Source organism: Micromonospora sp. NPDC049497 (assembly GCF_044465805.1).
Taxonomy (GTDB): domain Bacteria; phylum Actinomycetota; class Actinomycetes; order Mycobacteriales; family Micromonosporaceae; genus Micromonospora.
In genome coordinates, this window is record NZ_JBITMC010000010.1 from 85,482 (window position 1) to 100,491 (window position 15,010).

General features: G+C 72.0%; 16 protein-coding genes. 9 read left to right on the forward strand and 7 right to left on the reverse strand.

Going from position 1 to position 15,010, the window contains the following annotated elements:
- Nucleotides 1-71 precede the first annotated feature (71 nt).
- Together ACIBR0_RS16005 and ACIBR0_RS16010 are read left to right on the forward strand one after the other, a co-directional pair.
- Complete coding sequence (locus ACIBR0_RS16005) at nucleotides 72-689, forward strand: TMEM175 family protein (RefSeq protein WP_396716202.1); 618 nt, start codon at nucleotides 72-74, stop codon at nucleotides 687-689.
- A 497-nt stretch (nucleotides 690-1,186) separates the two neighbouring features.
- Nucleotides 1,187-2,080 (forward strand): GNAT family N-acetyltransferase, encoded by an 894-nt coding sequence (locus tag ACIBR0_RS16010; protein ID WP_396716204.1) that lies wholly within the window; start codon nucleotides 1,187-1,189, stop codon nucleotides 2,078-2,080.
- A 122-nt stretch (nucleotides 2,081-2,202) separates the two neighbouring features.
- Here the strand turns inward: ACIBR0_RS16010 and ACIBR0_RS16015 are convergent, their stop codons facing one another.
- The 3 genes from ACIBR0_RS16015 to ACIBR0_RS16025 form a co-directional block, all read right to left on the reverse strand.
- A complete protein-coding gene (locus ACIBR0_RS16015; protein ID WP_396716206.1) occupies nucleotides 2,203-2,523 on the reverse strand; it encodes a hypothetical protein in 321 nt (106 codons plus the stop codon).
- Nucleotides 2,524-2,566: 43 nt separating this feature from the next.
- A complete protein-coding gene (locus ACIBR0_RS16020; protein WP_396716208.1) occupies nucleotides 2,567-3,442 on the reverse strand; it encodes an alpha/beta fold hydrolase in 876 nt (291 codons plus the stop codon).
- An 81-nt stretch (nucleotides 3,443-3,523) separates the two neighbouring features.
- Nucleotides 3,524-4,540, reverse strand: coding sequence for a sigma-70 family RNA polymerase sigma factor (locus ACIBR0_RS16025; protein WP_396716210.1), 1,017 nt, complete (start codon nucleotides 4,538-4,540; stop codon nucleotides 3,524-3,526).
- A gap of 149 nt (nucleotides 4,541-4,689) precedes the next feature.
- Between ACIBR0_RS16025 and ACIBR0_RS16030 the strand changes: the two genes are divergently transcribed.
- From ACIBR0_RS16030 to ACIBR0_RS16055, 6 genes are all read left to right on the forward strand, one after another.
- Nucleotides 4,690-5,268 (forward strand): dihydrofolate reductase family protein, encoded by a 579-nt coding sequence (locus tag ACIBR0_RS16030; RefSeq protein WP_396716212.1) that lies wholly within the window; start codon nucleotides 4,690-4,692, stop codon nucleotides 5,266-5,268.
- A 267-nt stretch (nucleotides 5,269-5,535) separates the two neighbouring features.
- Nucleotides 5,536-6,414, forward strand: coding sequence for a CDP-alcohol phosphatidyltransferase family protein (locus ACIBR0_RS16035; RefSeq protein ID WP_396716213.1), 879 nt, complete (start codon nucleotides 5,536-5,538; stop codon nucleotides 6,412-6,414).
- A gap of 55 nt (nucleotides 6,415-6,469) precedes the next feature.
- Nucleotides 6,470-8,203 (forward strand): sulfatase-like hydrolase/transferase, encoded by a 1,734-nt coding sequence (locus ACIBR0_RS16040; protein ID WP_396716214.1) that lies wholly within the window; start codon nucleotides 6,470-6,472, stop codon nucleotides 8,201-8,203.
- Nucleotides 8,204-8,259: 56 nt separating this feature from the next.
- Nucleotides 8,260-9,036: an FkbM family methyltransferase gene (locus ACIBR0_RS16045; RefSeq protein ID WP_396716216.1), complete on the forward strand. Its 777-nt coding sequence runs from the start codon at nucleotides 8,260-8,262 to the stop codon at nucleotides 9,034-9,036.
- Between the two features lie 170 nt (nucleotides 9,037-9,206).
- The gene (locus tag ACIBR0_RS16050; protein ID WP_396716218.1) at nucleotides 9,207-10,463 is read left to right on the forward strand and encodes a hypothetical protein; all 1,257 of its coding nucleotides are present in this window, start codon (nucleotides 9,207-9,209) and stop codon (nucleotides 10,461-10,463) included.
- A 108-nt stretch (nucleotides 10,464-10,571) separates the two neighbouring features.
- A complete protein-coding gene (locus tag ACIBR0_RS16055; protein ID WP_396716220.1) occupies nucleotides 10,572-11,306 on the forward strand; it encodes a Clp protease N-terminal domain-containing protein in 735 nt (244 codons plus the stop codon).
- Nucleotides 11,307-11,309: 3 nt separating this feature from the next.
- Here ACIBR0_RS16055 and ACIBR0_RS16060 read toward each other — a convergent pair whose 3' ends face one another.
- From ACIBR0_RS16060 to ACIBR0_RS16075, 4 genes are all read right to left on the reverse strand, one after another.
- The gene (locus ACIBR0_RS16060; RefSeq protein WP_396716222.1) at nucleotides 11,310-11,828 is read right to left on the reverse strand and encodes a hypothetical protein; all 519 of its coding nucleotides are present in this window, start codon (nucleotides 11,826-11,828) and stop codon (nucleotides 11,310-11,312) included.
- Between the two features lie 106 nt (nucleotides 11,829-11,934).
- On the reverse strand, nucleotides 11,935-12,126 hold the full coding sequence (locus tag ACIBR0_RS16065) for a hypothetical protein (RefSeq protein WP_396716224.1): 192 nt from the start codon (nucleotides 12,124-12,126) through the stop codon (nucleotides 11,935-11,937).
- A gap of 63 nt (nucleotides 12,127-12,189) precedes the next feature.
- The gene (locus tag ACIBR0_RS16070; protein ID WP_396716226.1) at nucleotides 12,190-13,218 is read right to left on the reverse strand and encodes a sensor histidine kinase; all 1,029 of its coding nucleotides are present in this window, start codon (nucleotides 13,216-13,218) and stop codon (nucleotides 12,190-12,192) included.
- Nucleotides 13,211-13,906 (reverse strand): response regulator transcription factor, encoded by a 696-nt coding sequence (locus ACIBR0_RS16075; RefSeq protein ID WP_396716228.1) that lies wholly within the window; start codon nucleotides 13,904-13,906, stop codon nucleotides 13,211-13,213. Before ACIBR0_RS16075 ends, ACIBR0_RS16070 begins: the two co-directional genes overlap by 8 nt.
- A gap of 171 nt (nucleotides 13,907-14,077) precedes the next feature.
- On the opposite strand from ACIBR0_RS16075, the gene ACIBR0_RS16080 reads away from it, so the two are divergent.
- Nucleotides 14,078-14,740: a GNAT family N-acetyltransferase gene (locus ACIBR0_RS16080; protein ID WP_396716230.1), complete on the forward strand. Its 663-nt coding sequence runs from the start codon at nucleotides 14,078-14,080 to the stop codon at nucleotides 14,738-14,740.
- Nucleotides 14,741-15,010 lie beyond the last annotated feature (270 nt).

Sequence of the window (15,010 nt, forward strand, 5' to 3'; positions counted from 1 at the left end):
CGGCCGGGCCGGCGGTAGCTGGTCGGGTTGAATCCCCTCGGCACGTCGCGGTGTTGCGGTAGAACTCTGGAGTGAGCCGAAAACGGCTGGAGGAATTCAGCGATGCGGTCTTCGCGGTCGCGATCACGCTACTGGCGCTGAACCTCGCGGTGGCCGGCCCGGGTCATGGCCCGCTTCTGCATCAAGTCGCGGACCACTGGCCTTCATTTGTCGCCTACCTGATCAGCTTCGCCACGATCGGGCTCATCTGGATCAACCATCACGCCCTCGTCCAGAACGTCGCCGTCGTCGACCGGACGCTGGCCCTCCTCAACCTCGTCCTGCTGGTGTTCGTCGTCCTCATTCCGGTAGACACGGCGACGGTGGCCAAGTACCTCGCGCTGGGCGGGCAGGACGCCCGGGTGGCGGTGATTCTGTATGCGGCTGCCTTCATGGGGATGGGGCTCAGCTTCGCCGGGATCTTCGAATGGACCTTGCGTTCCGGGCGGCTCCGGCAGCCGTTGCCGAAGCGGGCCCGTTGGACGGCGCGGCTGCGATCCGGGGCAGCGTCGGTCCTGTATCTGGCCGCGGTCGCCGTCGCCTTCGTCAGCCCGCCGGTGGCACTTGCCATCATCGCCGCCGTCCCCGTTTACTACATCTTCGAACGCCTCGAGGTGGTCGGCTCTCCTGCGGGCGACCGGCAGCAATGAGCCGCTGCCGCGCGAGGATCCAGCCCGGATTGCGCGTCCGGAGCTAATCCCCGGTTCCACTGCGGACGCTACGACTCGTGCCGGAAGCGCCTTACAAGCGAGGGTCCGCAGGCGAGACCTGGCCCCTACGTGACCCCAACCCGCCGCCAAGACAGCACGATGAGCCAAGCCAGCAGTGGACGGCTGCCGACGGTGTGACGGTGAGCAAGGACAAGGCGGGTGTCCTCTTAATCCGCGGGTTCGGGGTTCGAGTCCCTGGCGGCGCGCCAGCAATCATCTGGGCATTCACCCCTCTTGGGTGGGTCCCAGATGTCGTTTCGGGCGAGCGACAAGTGCCGCTACCCGCGCCGGTTCTCTGGGCGGACGGGGACGTCGGAGCGCTCCTTCATACTCGGCCCATGGCGGAAGCGCTGCGATACGTGGCGATTTGACGCGAGCGCCGCCTGCCCCGGCGAAATCCGTTGGTGCCCAACCGCTCTCTGCGGTTGGGTCGCCCCATGAGCATCATGCTGGGCATCCCGAGCGTCGACGAGATGTCTGCAGCGGTCGCCGCGCTCAAGCGGTGGCAGTACGACGGGGGACCGCTGCATCTGCATTCCGGCGATCTCGGCTGGTACTCGCTGAATGGTGCCGAGGCCACGGCCGCTGCCCTCCGGATGTGGTCGCGCGACGGGGAGGTTCTCGCGATCGGCCTGCTGGACGGTCCCCAGCTGCTGCGCATGGCCATCGCTCCCCACTGGCGCGACGACGAGGAGCTGGCCCACCAGATCGCCGCCGACGTGGACGAGCCGGCACGTGGTGTCCTGGTTCGCGGCGGCGCGACCGTCGAAGCCCGAGGTGCGGAGCCTCTCACCCAGGTGCTGCTGAAGCGGGGTTGGGAGCGGGACGACCCGTGGACACCGTTCCACCGCACGCTCTCCGACCCGGTCGAGGACTGCGGTCTGCGTATCGAGACGATCGGGCCCGATCGCGCCGAGGAGTGGGTCACCGTCCACTGGTCGGCGTTCCGCGGCTCGACCTTCACCGATGCCGACCGACGTCTCAGGGTGGGGCGCTGGCTCGCCATGGCTGGTGGCCCGTTCTACGGCGACGCACGGAGCCTCCTGGCATCCGACGAGCACGACAATGCTGTGGCAGTGGCGACCGTGTGGTCAGCCGGGCCCGGGCGGCCGGGACTTCTCGAGCCGATGGGTGTCCACCGCCGTCACCGAGGCCATGGTTACGGCACAGCGATCACGCTTGCCGCCGCCGCGGCCCTCCGTGACATGGGCTCGCCCAGCGCGAGTGTGTGCGTGGAAAGCTCCAACGTCGGCGCCGTGGCCACCTACGCCTCGGCCGGCTTCACCCCGTCAGCCGACGTGGCCGATCTGCGCCGCGGCCCCCGGCGGTGAACACCCGATCAGAGCGTCAGACCGGCTCAGACGGCGGCGGGTGCCGCTGCGGTGCCCGGTCCGCGGTACAGGGCTCACGGCCGCGCTGAGAGATCGGTCCCTCGTCTCGACAACGGGGACGACTACGCCGTTGGGGCCTCTGCGACGGCGGGGTGCGGCTCGTGTGGTGCGGTGCGCCGGACGACCTGGATACCGGTGGTCGTGGCGATCACGACTGTCACCGATGAGGCGACCAGCAACAGCGTGGTCTCGGCGAGGACGGTACGCATGTGCTCGCCGCCGTTCGCCACAGCGGACAGGTACTGCACGGCAGAGATCAGACTGAGAAGTGCGGCGGCGATGGCGCTCATCCGCCACCGCGCCATTGGCGCCGCGGGTGCGACCGTCCGCCCGGCGCGCCAGGTCTGCACCATCCAGTTGCCGACCGTACGGGCAGCCGGCACGTGGCGACAGTAGCGCAACGCCCACCGCGTAGACGGGCGGTGGTCAGCCGGCGGACAGGACCTCACGAAGCTTCGCGGCGAACTCCTCGGGCTTGCCCGCGTAACCGAACTCGCCGCCGAGGAACCCCCCGTGGTGGCTCGGGAAGACCGTGGCCTCCTGCCCGAGCAGAGCCGCGGTGCCGAGGGCCGTACGCGCGGTGTACGTCCCGGCCGACTCCTCGCCGACCGCGACCACGATGCGCGTCGGCGCGGCAGTGAGCCGGTCCGGGTCGGGGCGGTAGTCGGTGATCGCCCACGAGTTCTTCGACAACAGTGGATCGTCGCGGGTGCCGTCGTCGCCGGTCGGCATGCCGAACGCTGCCGGATCGGGCGTGGGCTGGGCGAAGTACTCGTCGGTGAACTCGCCCTGCCAGGACGTCATCGCGATGAAGGCGGCCATGCCCGCGCCGAAGCCGTTCGCCTGATACGCCTCGTGGAAGCCGGCCCGGGCGCGCTCGGCGCCGGCGGCGTCGGGAAGCACGGCGTTGATCGGCGGCTCGTGCGCCACCAGCGTGACGACGTCGCCGGGGTGGGTCGCGACCAGTTCGAGCGCGGTCACCGCGCCGCCGCTGCTCGCGAACACGTCGACCGGACCGGCGTCGAGCGCCTCGATCAGCAGGTGGAGGTCGGCCGCCTGCTGCTGCGGCGTGTGGTCGGACCGGCCGTCCCTCCGGGTGCTGCGACCCAGGCCGCGAGGGTCGTAGGTGACGACCGTGCGGTCCGTGAAGTTGGCGGCGAGCGCGTCGAAGCCCTCGGCGGTCATCGGCTGGCCGGTCATGAGCAGCGCGGGCCGGCCGTCGGCCGGCGGGAGCGGTCCGCGTACGTCGTAGACCAGGTCGGCGCCGGGTGCGATGAGTGTGTGGGTCTCTTTCATCGTCATGCCGGTGAGACTACGAGCAAGCTCAGACGTTCGCGGGCAGCAGCCGGCGCAGGACCCTGCGGCGCGTCGGTACGTGGGCTGTCATCGGCTGAGGAGCGATCGCGGCAGTCCGAACAGGGGGAGGACGTTGTTCTCGAAGCGCGTCAGGGCGCAGATCCGGTCGCCGGACAGGGTGAGGACGTAGAGGCCGATGCCGTGGCTGACGCCGTGGGAAGCGCGCAGGTAGGCGCCGAACGCGGGCTGGCCGTTGGCTCGTGTGGGGACGAGGTCGAACCTGCGACCCGCGCGGAAGATGCCGGCGCAGAAGCGGGCCACGACGTCTCGGCCCTCGTACTCGAAGGGCATCGGTGGCATCGACATGAAGACGTCGTCGGTCAGGAGGGCCACCAGCGCGTCGAGGTCGGCGGACTCCCACGCGCGGAGGAACGCCGCCACGATCGCGTCCTCGGAGGGTGAGCCGGAGGCGGGCGGCGGTTCGCGGTCGCCGGTCGTGGGCCGTCGGTGCTTCAGTGTGGTGCGCGCCCGTTTGAGGGCGCTCTTGACCGACTCGACGCTGGAGTCGAGCATGTCGGCCACCTCGTCGGCGTGGAATCCCAGGACGTCGCGCAGGATGAGCACGGCGACCTGGCGAGGCGGCAGGATCTGCAGGGCGGTCACGAAGGCCAGGGAGACGGCTTCCGTCTGCTCGTAGCGGGCCTCCGGACCGGGCGGCACGCCGATGGCGCCCTCGAGGAGGGCGTCGGGACATGGCTCGAGCCAGACGACTTCGCCGAGGCGGGTCGGCTCCGGCGGTTCGACATGGGGCACATCCCACTCCTTGGCCGGGCGGCGGCCGGCCGAACGGCGCGCGTTGAGGCACCGGTTGGTAGCGATGCGGTAGAGCCAGGTGCGTAGCGAGGCGCGTCCCTGGAACCCGGCGAATCCTCGCCAGGCGGCGAGCAGGGTGTCCTGCAGGGCGTCCTCGGCGTCCTGGATCGATCCGAGCATCCGGTAGCAGTGCACCTGCAGTTCCCGGCGATACGGCTCGGTCAGCTCCCGGAACGCGTCGCCGTCCCCGGCCCGTGCCTTGGACATCACCTCGGCTGTCGCTTCCCCCACCCTCGGGTCACCTCTTCCCGCTTCTCGTCGCTCTCTTCTGTACGGACACCGGCCAAGCGGTGAACGGGGCGGTCCGACGCGCGCCACTTTCTCGACGTCGCGGTGTCTGCATCAGTGTCAGCTGACAACGCCCGCCAAGGAGAAGCGCAATGGGAAAGATCGTCATCAGTGAGAACGTCTCGCTCGACGGAGTCACCCAGGACCCGACCGGCGAGGAGGGTTTCCGGCTCGGCGGCTGGTTGAGCCGGGTCGGGGACAGGGACCGCGAAGAGTGGGCCAAGGTCGAGTGCGCCGAGGCGCTGGGCAGCGAGGCGATGCTGTTGGGCCGGCGGAGCTACGAGTTCTTCTCCGCGCGGTGGCCGTCCCGCAGTGGTGCGTGGGCAGACAGGTTGAACAGCATGCCCAAGTACGTCGTGTCCTCGACCATCGAAGATGCCACCTGGAACAACTCCACGGTCCTGCAGGGCGACGTGGTGAAGGAGGTCTCGGCGCTGAAGCAGAGGGCGAGCGGGGACATCGTCGTCTACGCCAGCGGCCGGCTCGTGCACACGCTGCTGGAGCACAGGCTCGTCGACGAGCTGCGGCTGATGATCTACCCGGTGGTGCTCGGTGCCGGCCGGCGTCTCTTCGGCGAGACCGGCGACAACGAACCGATGCGGCTGGTCGACAGCCGCACCGTCGGCGACAGCCTCGTCCTCGTCACCTACCAGCCCCTCCGAGACGCCTAGCCACAGCTCGAAGCGAGCGTCACCACCAGGGAAGGTGTGGGGCCGGCGGCAGGTTCGGCCGCCGGCCCCACCGCTGTCAGCCGCCGCTCACGGTGGCGCCGGTGGTGCGCGCGGGCACGAGCGGTGCATCGGTGGAAATCGTTGTCCTGCGCAGTGGACCCTCCGACGAGGTCGTGTTCACCTGCGTCCAGAACGAACCGATCGGCCGTATTTCTCGTGTTGAGAGTCAGGGTCGCCAATCAGAGTCACGGAGGCACGATGCCCACGGTGCGAACTGGTCCGGTCGTCGGACTGCTGGTGCAGGCCGTCCTGCTCGCGATGCTCGCCGGCACGGTCGGCCTCGGCGCGGCCGGATGGCTGGCGGGGCTGGGGTACGGGATGATCCTGTGCGCCCTGCTCAGCCGGGGCCTGACCCGTTCCGGTGCGCGTGGCCTGAGCCCGGCCGACCGGGTGACCCTGGGCCGGGCGATCCTCGCCGGCGGCGTGACGGCACTGGCGGCGGACTCGTTCGACCGGCCGGCGCCGGTCGCGCTGATGGTCACCCTCACCGCCGTGGCGCTGGCGCTGGACGCGGTGGACGGGTACACGGCCCGCCGGACCGGGACCACCAGCGAGCTGGGTGCGCGCTTCGACATGGAGGTCGACTCGTTCCTCGTGCTGGTGCTCTGCGTCTACGTGGCACCGTCGGCGGGCGGCTGGGTGCTCGCGATCGGCGGGATGCGGTACGCCTTCGTCGCCGCGAGCTGGGTGCTGCCCTGGATGCGTGGATCGTTGCCGCCGCGCTACTGGCGCAAGGTCGTCGCGGCGATCCAGGGCGTGGCGCTCACGGTGGCGATGGCCGAGGTGCTCGCTGGTCCGCTGACGGTCGTCGTGCTGGTGCTGTCGCTGGCGCTGCTCGTCGAGTCGTTCGGCCGCGACGTCCGCTGGCTGTGGACGACCCGTACCACCCGCCGCACGACCGTTGAGGAGACGCCGGCCCGCCCGAGCAGGGTGGAGATCCGGGCCCATGCGGGCCTCGCCGCGCACCGGGGCATCGAGGGCCCCGTCGTTCGACGGGGCGGACCGGCCCGGGAGACTCCGGGTGGACCGGCGAGGCACGAGCCCCCGCGGGTCCCGGCGGCTCGGAACGGGATCGTCCGGGTCTGAAGCCCCCCGCCGTCGCCTCATCACGATCAACGGAAGGACGCCCAGGTTGTCGCTCATGACGCGGGTACGCCGGCGACCGGCCCGGGGACGGTGGCCGGTGCGGGACGACCCGGCGGCGGACGGGCACACCGACCGTACGCCGGGCGGTGCCGCCGACGACGATCCCGCCGCCCGCGGCCGGACCTGGCGGTCCGTCCGGAGCCGGCTGGCGACCGTCCTGGCCGCGCTGCTCGTGCTGCTCGCGCTCACCGCGCCGTACGACTTCGGTCGTCTCTCGCCGGGCGCCTTCGTCCGGATCCCCCTGGAGGCGCTGCTGCTCGTCGCCCTGCTGCTCGCCCTGCCACCCCGCGGGAGGCGGTTGGTCGCCACGCTCGCCGGTGTGGCTCTCGGCCTGCTGTTCCTGGTGAAGCTGCTCGACCTGGGGTTCTCGGCGTCGCTCAGCCGGGCGTTCGACCTGGTGCTCGACTGGGCGCTGCTCGACGAGGCGTTCGGTTTCGTCTCCGAGTCGTACGGCCGTCCCGGCGCGATCGGTGCCGCGGTCGCGCTGGCGCTGGTCGCGGTCGGCCTGCCCGTCCTGGTCACGCTGTCGATGCTGCGGCTGAGTCACCTGGTCGTCCGGCACCACACCGGCACCACCCGGACCGTGGCGGTGCTGGTGGTCGTCTGGGTGGCATGCGCCGCGTTCGGCGTCCAGGTGGCTCCGGGCGTACCGGTCGCCGACACGTCGGCGACCACCCTGGCCAACGGCCACGGGTTCCAGGTGCGCCTGCGCCTGAACGACCGGAAGACGTTCTCCACCACGATCAACGACGACGCGTTCCGGGACACGCCGGGCGACCAACTGCTGACGGCGCTGCGCGGCAAGAACGTGGTCGTCGCCTTCGTGGAGAGCTACGGCCGGGACGCCGTCGAGGATCCCGAGTTCGCACCGCAGGTCGGTGCCGTCCTCGACGGCGGGACCAACCGGCTGCGCGCGGCCGGCTACTCCGCGCAGAGCGGCTTCCTCACCTCGCCGACGTTCGGCGGCGGCAGTTGGCTGGCCCACGCCACGCTGCTCTCGGGCCTCTGGATCGACAACGACCAGCGCCACCGCACCCTGCTGGCGAGCGACCGGATGACCCTCGGCGGCGCCTTCCAGCGGGCGGACTGGCAGACCGTGGGTGTGATGCCCGCCGTCACCAGGGCGTGGCCGGAGGGTTCCTTCTACGGCTACGACCGCTTCTACGACGCCAACACGCTCGCCTACCGTGGCCCGAAGTTCAGCTTCGGCACGATGCCCGACCAGTACACCCTGTCCAGCTGGCAGCGCCTGGAGCGGGCGCGGCCGGACGGCCCGGCGACGATGACGGAACTCGCGCTGGTGTCGAGCCATTCCCCGTGGACACCCGTACCGCCGTTGGTCGACTGGGCCGACGTCGGTGACGGCGCGATCTTCCAGGACGCCGCCGAGGGTGGGCGAGGCGAGGGGCGGCGCAGCGCCAAGCGGATCCGGGCGGACTACCGGCAGTCCATCGAGTACACGCTCAACACGCTCGTCTCCTACGTGGAGACCTACGGCGACGACGACCTGGTGTTCATCTTCCTCGGCGACCACCAGCCGGCCCCGGTCATCACCGGTGAGAACGCCAGCCACGACGTGCCCATCTCGATCATCACCCGGGACCGGGCCGTGCTGGACCGGATCTCCGGGTGGGGCTGGCAGGACGGGCTGAAGCCCGGCCCGCAGGCGCCGGTCTGGCGGATGGACGCCTTCCGGGACCGGTTCCTCACCGCCTTCGGCCCGCGGTGACGGCACCGCCTTCGGCCCGCGATGACGGCCCCCTTCGAGAAGAGGACCACAGGTAGATGACGGACACGGTCGCCGGCAGGGTCGCGGCGCTCAGGAACGATCCGGCCACCTCCGGCCTGCGCCGGTCGCTCGACGTCTACTACGGCGACCCGGAGCGCGACGCGCGGATGGACGCCTTCTACGCCCGCTTCGTCACGCGGGGGGATCTCGTCTTCGACATCGGCTCCCACGTGGGTGACCACATCGGCAGCTTCCGCCGCCTCGGGGCGCGGGTCGTCGCCGTGGAGCCGCAGCCGCTCTGCCTGCGCGCCCTTCGGGCGATCTACGCCGGCGACGACCGGGTGACGCTTGTCGAGGCGGCCTGTGGCGCGGCCGCCGGGAGCGTACGGTTCCACGTCAACTCCGCCAACCCCACCGTGTCGACCGCGTCCTCGGACTTCGTGCGGGCTGCGGAGGGCGCGGGCGGCTGGGAGGGCCAGGTGTGGGACGCCGAGATCGAGGTCCCGGTCGTGACCGTCGACGCGCTGGTGGAGGAGTACGGCGTGCCGGCGTTCGCCAAGATCGACGTGGAGGGATTCGAGGACGCGGTGCTGGCCGGGTTGAGCCGCCCGCTGCCCGCCGTCTCGTTCGAGTTCACCACGATCGCGCGCGACATCGCGCTCCGGTGTCTGGACCGCCTGGCCGCGCTCGGCTTCGACAGGTTCGACGTGGCGCTCGGTGACGACAAGTCGATGACGTTCCAGCGGTGGGTGCCCGCCGACGAGATGGCGGACCACCTGCTCGCGTTGCCGCACGAGGCCAATTCCGGCGACGTGTACTGCGTGTCCCGGTAAGGCCGGCACGGAGCAGGCCACCGACGCGCCAGGCCGGCTGCCGCCTCCGCGCCGACCGTCCATCGTGTAACGGGCCCGCTCCCGGCAGCGCCTTGATCATCGGACGGGCGCCGCGTGCGCGCGTCCTCGGCCGAGCGGAAGCCGGCTGGACCTGCGACCGACGGGATCCCATGTACCGCACCCCTCTCCAGTTACCGAAGGGCCGTCGCAAGACCGCCCTCGTGCTCGGCGCCCTCCTCTCGGTGGCGACCGTGCTGCCCGCCGCACCGGCCGCGGCCGCGCCTCCCCGCGCCGACCTGGTCGTCACCGCCACCGCCCCGCGCAACGAGGTCGTGGACGTCGGCGGTGGCGCCACCGTCGTCGTGGACGTCCGCAACGGAGGCAACAGGCCGCTGGCGGACGTGACGCTGACCTTCACCATGCCGGCCGGTGCGGACTTCACCGACGGCAACTCCACGCCCGCCGGCTGGCAGTGCGACTTCCGGGTGAGCCGTACGTGCACCTACGGCGCGCTGGCCGCGGGGGCGAGCGCGCCACAGCTCCGCTTCGACTTCTACTTCCCGCCCGCCGCACCCGGTACGACGGCCGCGGTGACGGTGACCGGTACGACCACCAGCACCGAGAGCACCACCGCCAACAACACCGCCACCGGCCCGATCACCTACATCCGGGGGGTGGCGGACGTGGAGGTGACGGGTGTAGGTGCGCCCGCGCAGGTGATCACCGGGGACACCGTCGACATCCGGGTGGACGTCCGGAACACCGGCAACATGACGGCCGAGGAGGTCTACGTCACGGTGCCGATCCCCACGGGCTTCGCCCGGCAGACCGAGGACATGAGCACCGGCTGGGACTGCGTGGTGGTCGACGACGCCGCCACCGGCTCCGCCTGGCGGTGCACCCGCTACCAGATCGTGGCCGGGTACAGCGCCGACACGCTCCACCTCACCGCGACGGTGACCTCGGCGCAGCCCGGTGACGCCTGGGCCGTGGTGGCGCGGGCCAGCACCAACGTGCCCGAGGACGACCTCACCGACAACGAGGGTCGGACGGACGTCGCCGTCGTCGAGGCCGCCACGGTCAGCGGCATCGTGTGGCAGGACGCCGACCGCGACGGGGTGCGCGACGTCGAGGAGTCCGGGGTGACCGGTGCCGGCACGTGGGTCTCGGTCAACCCCGCTGACCAGACCCTTCCGGCGGTCGCCGGCACGCGGGGTGCGGACGGCACGTGGACGGCGCGGGTCCGTCCCGGCACGTACTCGGTGGTCATCAGCATCGACAAGCCGTACCTCTTCATCGACTCCGTCGACTCCGACCTGGCCTTGTACGACAACGCGTACCCGTACAGCAGCCTGGGTTACAGCGACACCCTCGTCCTCGCGGCCGGGGATGCGGCGGTGGTCGACGCCGGCGTGGTCACCTCCTGACGGTCCGACGCCGCGTTCCGCGCCCCCCGGGGGCGCGGAACGCGGCGCGGCCGCAACTGTCGTCAACCATAGGTTGACGGCTTCGCATCGTCAACCTATGGTTGACGCATGACGGATCCTGTGCAGATGAGCAACCCCGTACGCCTCGACGACCTGATCCAGGGCATCAAGAAGGCCCGCCCGGACGTCCTCGACCAACTCGCCGACGCGGTCGTCGTGGGCGAGCACCTCGGCGACGTCGCCGACCACCTGATCGGCCACTTCGTCGACCAGGCCCGCCGCTCCGGCGCGTCCTGGACCGACATCGGCCGCAGCATGGGGGTCAGCAAGCAGGCGGCGCAGAAGCGCTTCGTCCCCAAGCCCACCGACCCGCCCCTGGACCCGCAGCAGGGCTTCGCCCGGTTCACCCTGCCCGCCCGCAACGTGGTGATGATGTCCCAGGAGGAGGCGCGCGCGGGCGGGCACACCGAGATCCGCCCGGAGCACATCCTGCTGGGCCTGCTCGCCGAGCCGCAGGCGATCGCCGCGCAGGTGATCGTGGCGGCGGGCGTGCCGCTGGAACGGGTACGGGAGGCCGCGACGGCCGCGCTGCCGCCGTCGTCCGGCGGCGAGGTGCCAGCGCTGATCCCGTACGACGTGCCGGCGAAGAAGGTGCTGGAGCTGACCTTCCGGGAGGCGCTGCGCCTCGGGCACAACTACATCGGCACCGAGCACATCCTGCTGGCCCTGCTGGAGCAGGAGGACGGCGACGGCGTGCTCACCGGGCTCGGCGTCGACAAGGCCGCCGCCGAGACGGCGGTCGCCGAAGCGATCCAGGCCGCCGTGCGGGCCGCCAGGGAGTGAGTGTCAGGGCGCGGCGGGGAAGCCGTACCGGGCGGCGTGCTCCGGGTCGGCCGGATCGATCTGGCGGATTCCGGCGTCGGCGAGGCGCTTGTTGACCTCGTCGAGCCGCTCCCGCACCAGCCGGGCCTCCTCCTCGGTGACCCGCCCGCGGTGCGGCCTGCCCGCGTGCTCGATGGTGCCGTAGTCGACCTTCTCCGCCGCCCTGCGGGTCTTCGGCGGGCGGACCCGCTCGGCGGTCCTCAGTAGCTGCGCCATCGGCACGTCGGTGGCCATCGCGTCGAACTCGCTGGCGGTCAGCACCACGCGGCGCGGCTCACCCCCGCCGTGGCGGTCGTGGATCTCCACGACCGCCACGTCCAGAGCGGCGTCGTCGATGCTCTCCACCTCCACCGGGGTGGCGTCCAGCTGCACGGGCCCGGCCACCAGGTCCGGGTGCTCCAGGACGACGACACGGACCACCTCGTCGTCGGTCGCCAGGACCGTGCCGCTGAAGTCGGAGACGTGGATCGTCTTCTTGCCCATGCGCGGAACTTCTCCTGTCGTAGGCCCGGTTGAGGACCACAAGACGTTACCCGACAGGTGTGCGAAAGCCCCGGTGGGTCGGTGCCGGTGTGTCGCGCGACCCGGGTCAGCGCGGGTTGAGGTGGCGGCGCGAGGAGACGCCAGCGGGCAGTCTGTTCAGGTCGCTCCAGGAGAGCGCGGACGCGCGGTTGCCCCGGTGCGGAGACGACTGCGCCGGGAACCGTCCCGAGGACCCGGAGGTCTGCGGCCAGAGCTGCTCGGGGTCCTGCTGGTAACGGTCGTTCGGCTGATTCAGCATGAGCCTACCGTCCCAAAGGAAGTTGTACATGTATGGAAATAGATATGACGGTCGATCGATGTCTCAGGTTCCGGGGACCGGCAACCGGATCTCGAATCGGCATCCGTCACTGACGTTGCGTACCGATACCCGCCCGCCGTGCGCCTCAACCAGCCCGCGCACGATCGCGAGGCCCAGGCCGCCGGAGCCGGCCACCGCGCCGTTGCCCGGTCCCGGCGTACGGGCGGGCTCGCCCCGGAACGCCACGTCGAAGAGCCGGGGCAGGTCCGCCTCCGGGATCCCGCCGCACGTGTCGGCCACCGCCAGCCACGCGGTGTCGGCGTCGCGGCCACCGTCCACCCGGACCGTGCCGTCCGACGGGGTGTAGCGGACGGCGTTCAGCAGCAGGTTGCCCACCACCCGGGCCAGTTCCGGCTCGCTGGCGAGCACGGTGGGCCACCCCGAGTGTGCCGCCTCCAGCCGGATCCGCCGGGCCGCGGCCAGCGGCGCCGTGCTGGCCAGCGCGTCCGACACCACGTCGCCCAGCGGCACGGCCGACACGGACAGCCGCAGCGCGCCCGCGTTGATCCGGGACAGCTCGAACAGGTCGTCCACCAGGCGGGTCATCCGGTCGGTCTCGACCCGGATGCGGCGGTGGTACTCGTCGACCGTCTCGGGGTCGCGTACCACCCGGTCCTCCAGCGCCTCGGCCATCGCCCGCAGCCCGGCCAGGGGGGTGCGCAGGTCGTGCGACACCCACGCGACCAGGTCGCGGCGTCCCTGCTCGATGTGCCGCTCGCGGCGACGGGCCTGGTCGGCCCAGACGGCGGCGGCGGCGAGCCGGCGACCGAAGAGCCAGCCGACGGCGACGCTGACCACCGCCGCCGCGGCGACGGTGATGAGGACGACGTCCCGGTCGTGGGCGGAGAGGAACATCGCCTCGGCGACCGCGGCCACGCCGGCGGCCACCGCGGTCACCGCCAGGGCCAGCAGGGCGACGACGTGGGTGGTGATGGACCGGCCGCGCAACAGCCGCAGAGCGGCCGCGCCGACGCCGCCGACGCAGAGCGCCGCGCCGAGGGCGTACGCGAAGATCAGGGCGAGGTCACGCACGGGCCGACTCGTAGCGGTAGCCGACGCCCCACACGGTGACGATCCGCCGGGGCTGCGCCGGGTCCGCCTCGACCTTCTCCCGCAGCCGCCGGACGTGCACGGTCACCGTGGACTGGTCGCCGAAGCTCCAGCCCCACACCCGCTCCAGCAGCTCCGCCCGGCGGAACGCCCGGGCCGGGTGGCGCATCAGGTGCACCAGCAGGTCGAACTCCCGCAGTGTCAGCACCAGCTCGCGTCCGTGCAGCCGGGCCACCCGGGGGCCGGTCTCGACCTCCAGGCCGTCGTCGACGAGCACCTCCGGCGGGGCGTCCACCGGCTCGCCGCCGGTCCGCCGCAGCACCGAGCGGACCCGCAGCACCAGCTCCCGGGGAGAGAAGGGCTTGCCGAGGTAGTCGTCCGCGCCCAGTTGCAGGCCGAGGATCCGGTCGGCCTCGTCGCCGCGCGCGGTGAGCATGATGACGGGTACGCCGTCCGGCCGCGTCCGCAGCCGCCGGCAGACCTCCAGCCCGTCCACGACCGGCAGCATCAGGTCCAGCACCACCAGGTGCGGCGGGTCCGCCGCGACGGCGGCCAGAGCGGCGGCGCCGTCCCCGACGTGCGTGACCCGGTAACCGGCGTGCTCCAGATAGCGACAGACCACGTCGCTGACCGTCCGGTCGTCGTCGACGACCAGTACCCGCTGCGTCACCGGGCACCTCCCTCGTGGCGGCCAGCCTAGCCATGCCGCCCGCCGGGAGGTGTTGCCTGTTCCTTACGGCTGCGCGGGCGCCGGGAACGGTGCGCCGACTTTCGCGTTCGGGCGTACGGTGATCACCGGAAGGCCGGCCCGGCGCGACCGTGGCGGAGAGAAGGGGAGTCGATGCTCGACCGGCGGCTCCACCTGCACCTGGCGACCTGGCTGGGCCAGTGGCCGGCCGGGCCGGGCCTGCACGTCGTCGGGACCCACCGGCGCGCCCGGCCCGCCTGGGACGGCCGGCTCCGGCCCGCGATCGCCGTCACCGCCGGTGCGAGCACCGTGCTCTCCGTGCCACCGGACCGGGTGGCGGTGGTCCGCGGCCTGGCCCGGGGGCCCGCCCGGCGGCTGTTGCCCGGGCTGCCCGCGGCGGTCGGCCACGCGGGGTGGGCGGTGCACGACGACGTGTTCCGGTGGAGTGTCGCGCCCGCCACGCTGTCCGAGGTGGGCGAGTGGACCGCCCCGACGGCTCCCGGCCTGCCGTCCTGGCTACGGCTCTTCGACCGGCCGGTGCTGGTGGTCCGGGACGACCGGGGCAGGTTCCTGGCCGGCGTGGGGGTCAAGCGGCACGACGCGTATGGCCGGGAACTGGCGGTGGGGACGGCGCCCGCGGCGCGCAACCGTGGCCTCGCCCGACGGCTGGTCGCGCAGGCCGCCCGCCGGGTCCTCGACGAGGGCGGGATCCCCACCTACCTGCACGACCGCCGCAACGTCGCGTCCGCGCGGGTGGCCGAGGCCGCCGGCTTCCCGGACCGGGGATGGCGGTCGTACGGGGTCTATCCGAGCTGACCGGCGGGTGCCCGGCCCACCGGGAACGGACGACGGGGCTGCGGACCGTGGACCCGGGCCGGATCCACGGCCCGCAGCCTTCCCCCAGGTCCCCGTACGGCGCGGGTGCCGGCCGCCGCGCGTACCGACCACGCTACGTATTCGCATGGTCGTCGGCAAGATGCCACGAGGCGCGTCATCGTGTCGAAAAGTGGACTTGACCTGCGGCGTAATGGCGAAGCCGCCGAGATCGCCGGAGTGACGCTGGGTGTGAGAAGGCACTTGAATCCG

Coding starts and splice junctions, on each gene's coding strand:
- ACIBR0_RS16010 (WP_396716204.1), top strand. CDS start 1,187: ATGAGCATCATGCTGGGCATCCCGAGCGTCGACGAGATGTCTGCAGCG.
- ACIBR0_RS16020 (WP_396716208.1), bottom strand. CDS start 3,442: ATGACGATGAAAGAGACCCACACACTCATCGCACCCGGCGCCGACCTG.
- ACIBR0_RS16030 (WP_396716212.1), top strand. CDS start 4,690: ATGGGAAAGATCGTCATCAGTGAGAACGTCTCGCTCGACGGAGTCACC.
- ACIBR0_RS16040 (WP_396716214.1), top strand. CDS start 6,470: ATGACGCGGGTACGCCGGCGACCGGCCCGGGGACGGTGGCCGGTGCGG.
- ACIBR0_RS16045 (WP_396716216.1), top strand. CDS start 8,260: ATGACGGACACGGTCGCCGGCAGGGTCGCGGCGCTCAGGAACGATCCG.
- ACIBR0_RS16050 (WP_396716218.1), top strand. CDS start 9,207: ATGTACCGCACCCCTCTCCAGTTACCGAAGGGCCGTCGCAAGACCGCC.
- ACIBR0_RS16055 (WP_396716220.1), top strand. CDS start 10,572: ATGACGGATCCTGTGCAGATGAGCAACCCCGTACGCCTCGACGACCTG.
- ACIBR0_RS16060 (WP_396716222.1), bottom strand. CDS start 11,828: ATGGGCAAGAAGACGATCCACGTCTCCGACTTCAGCGGCACGGTCCTG.
- ACIBR0_RS16065 (WP_396716224.1), bottom strand. CDS start 12,126: ATGCTGAATCAGCCGAACGACCGTTACCAGCAGGACCCCGAGCAGCTC.
- ACIBR0_RS16080 (WP_396716230.1), top strand. CDS start 14,078: ATGCTCGACCGGCGGCTCCACCTGCACCTGGCGACCTGGCTGGGCCAG.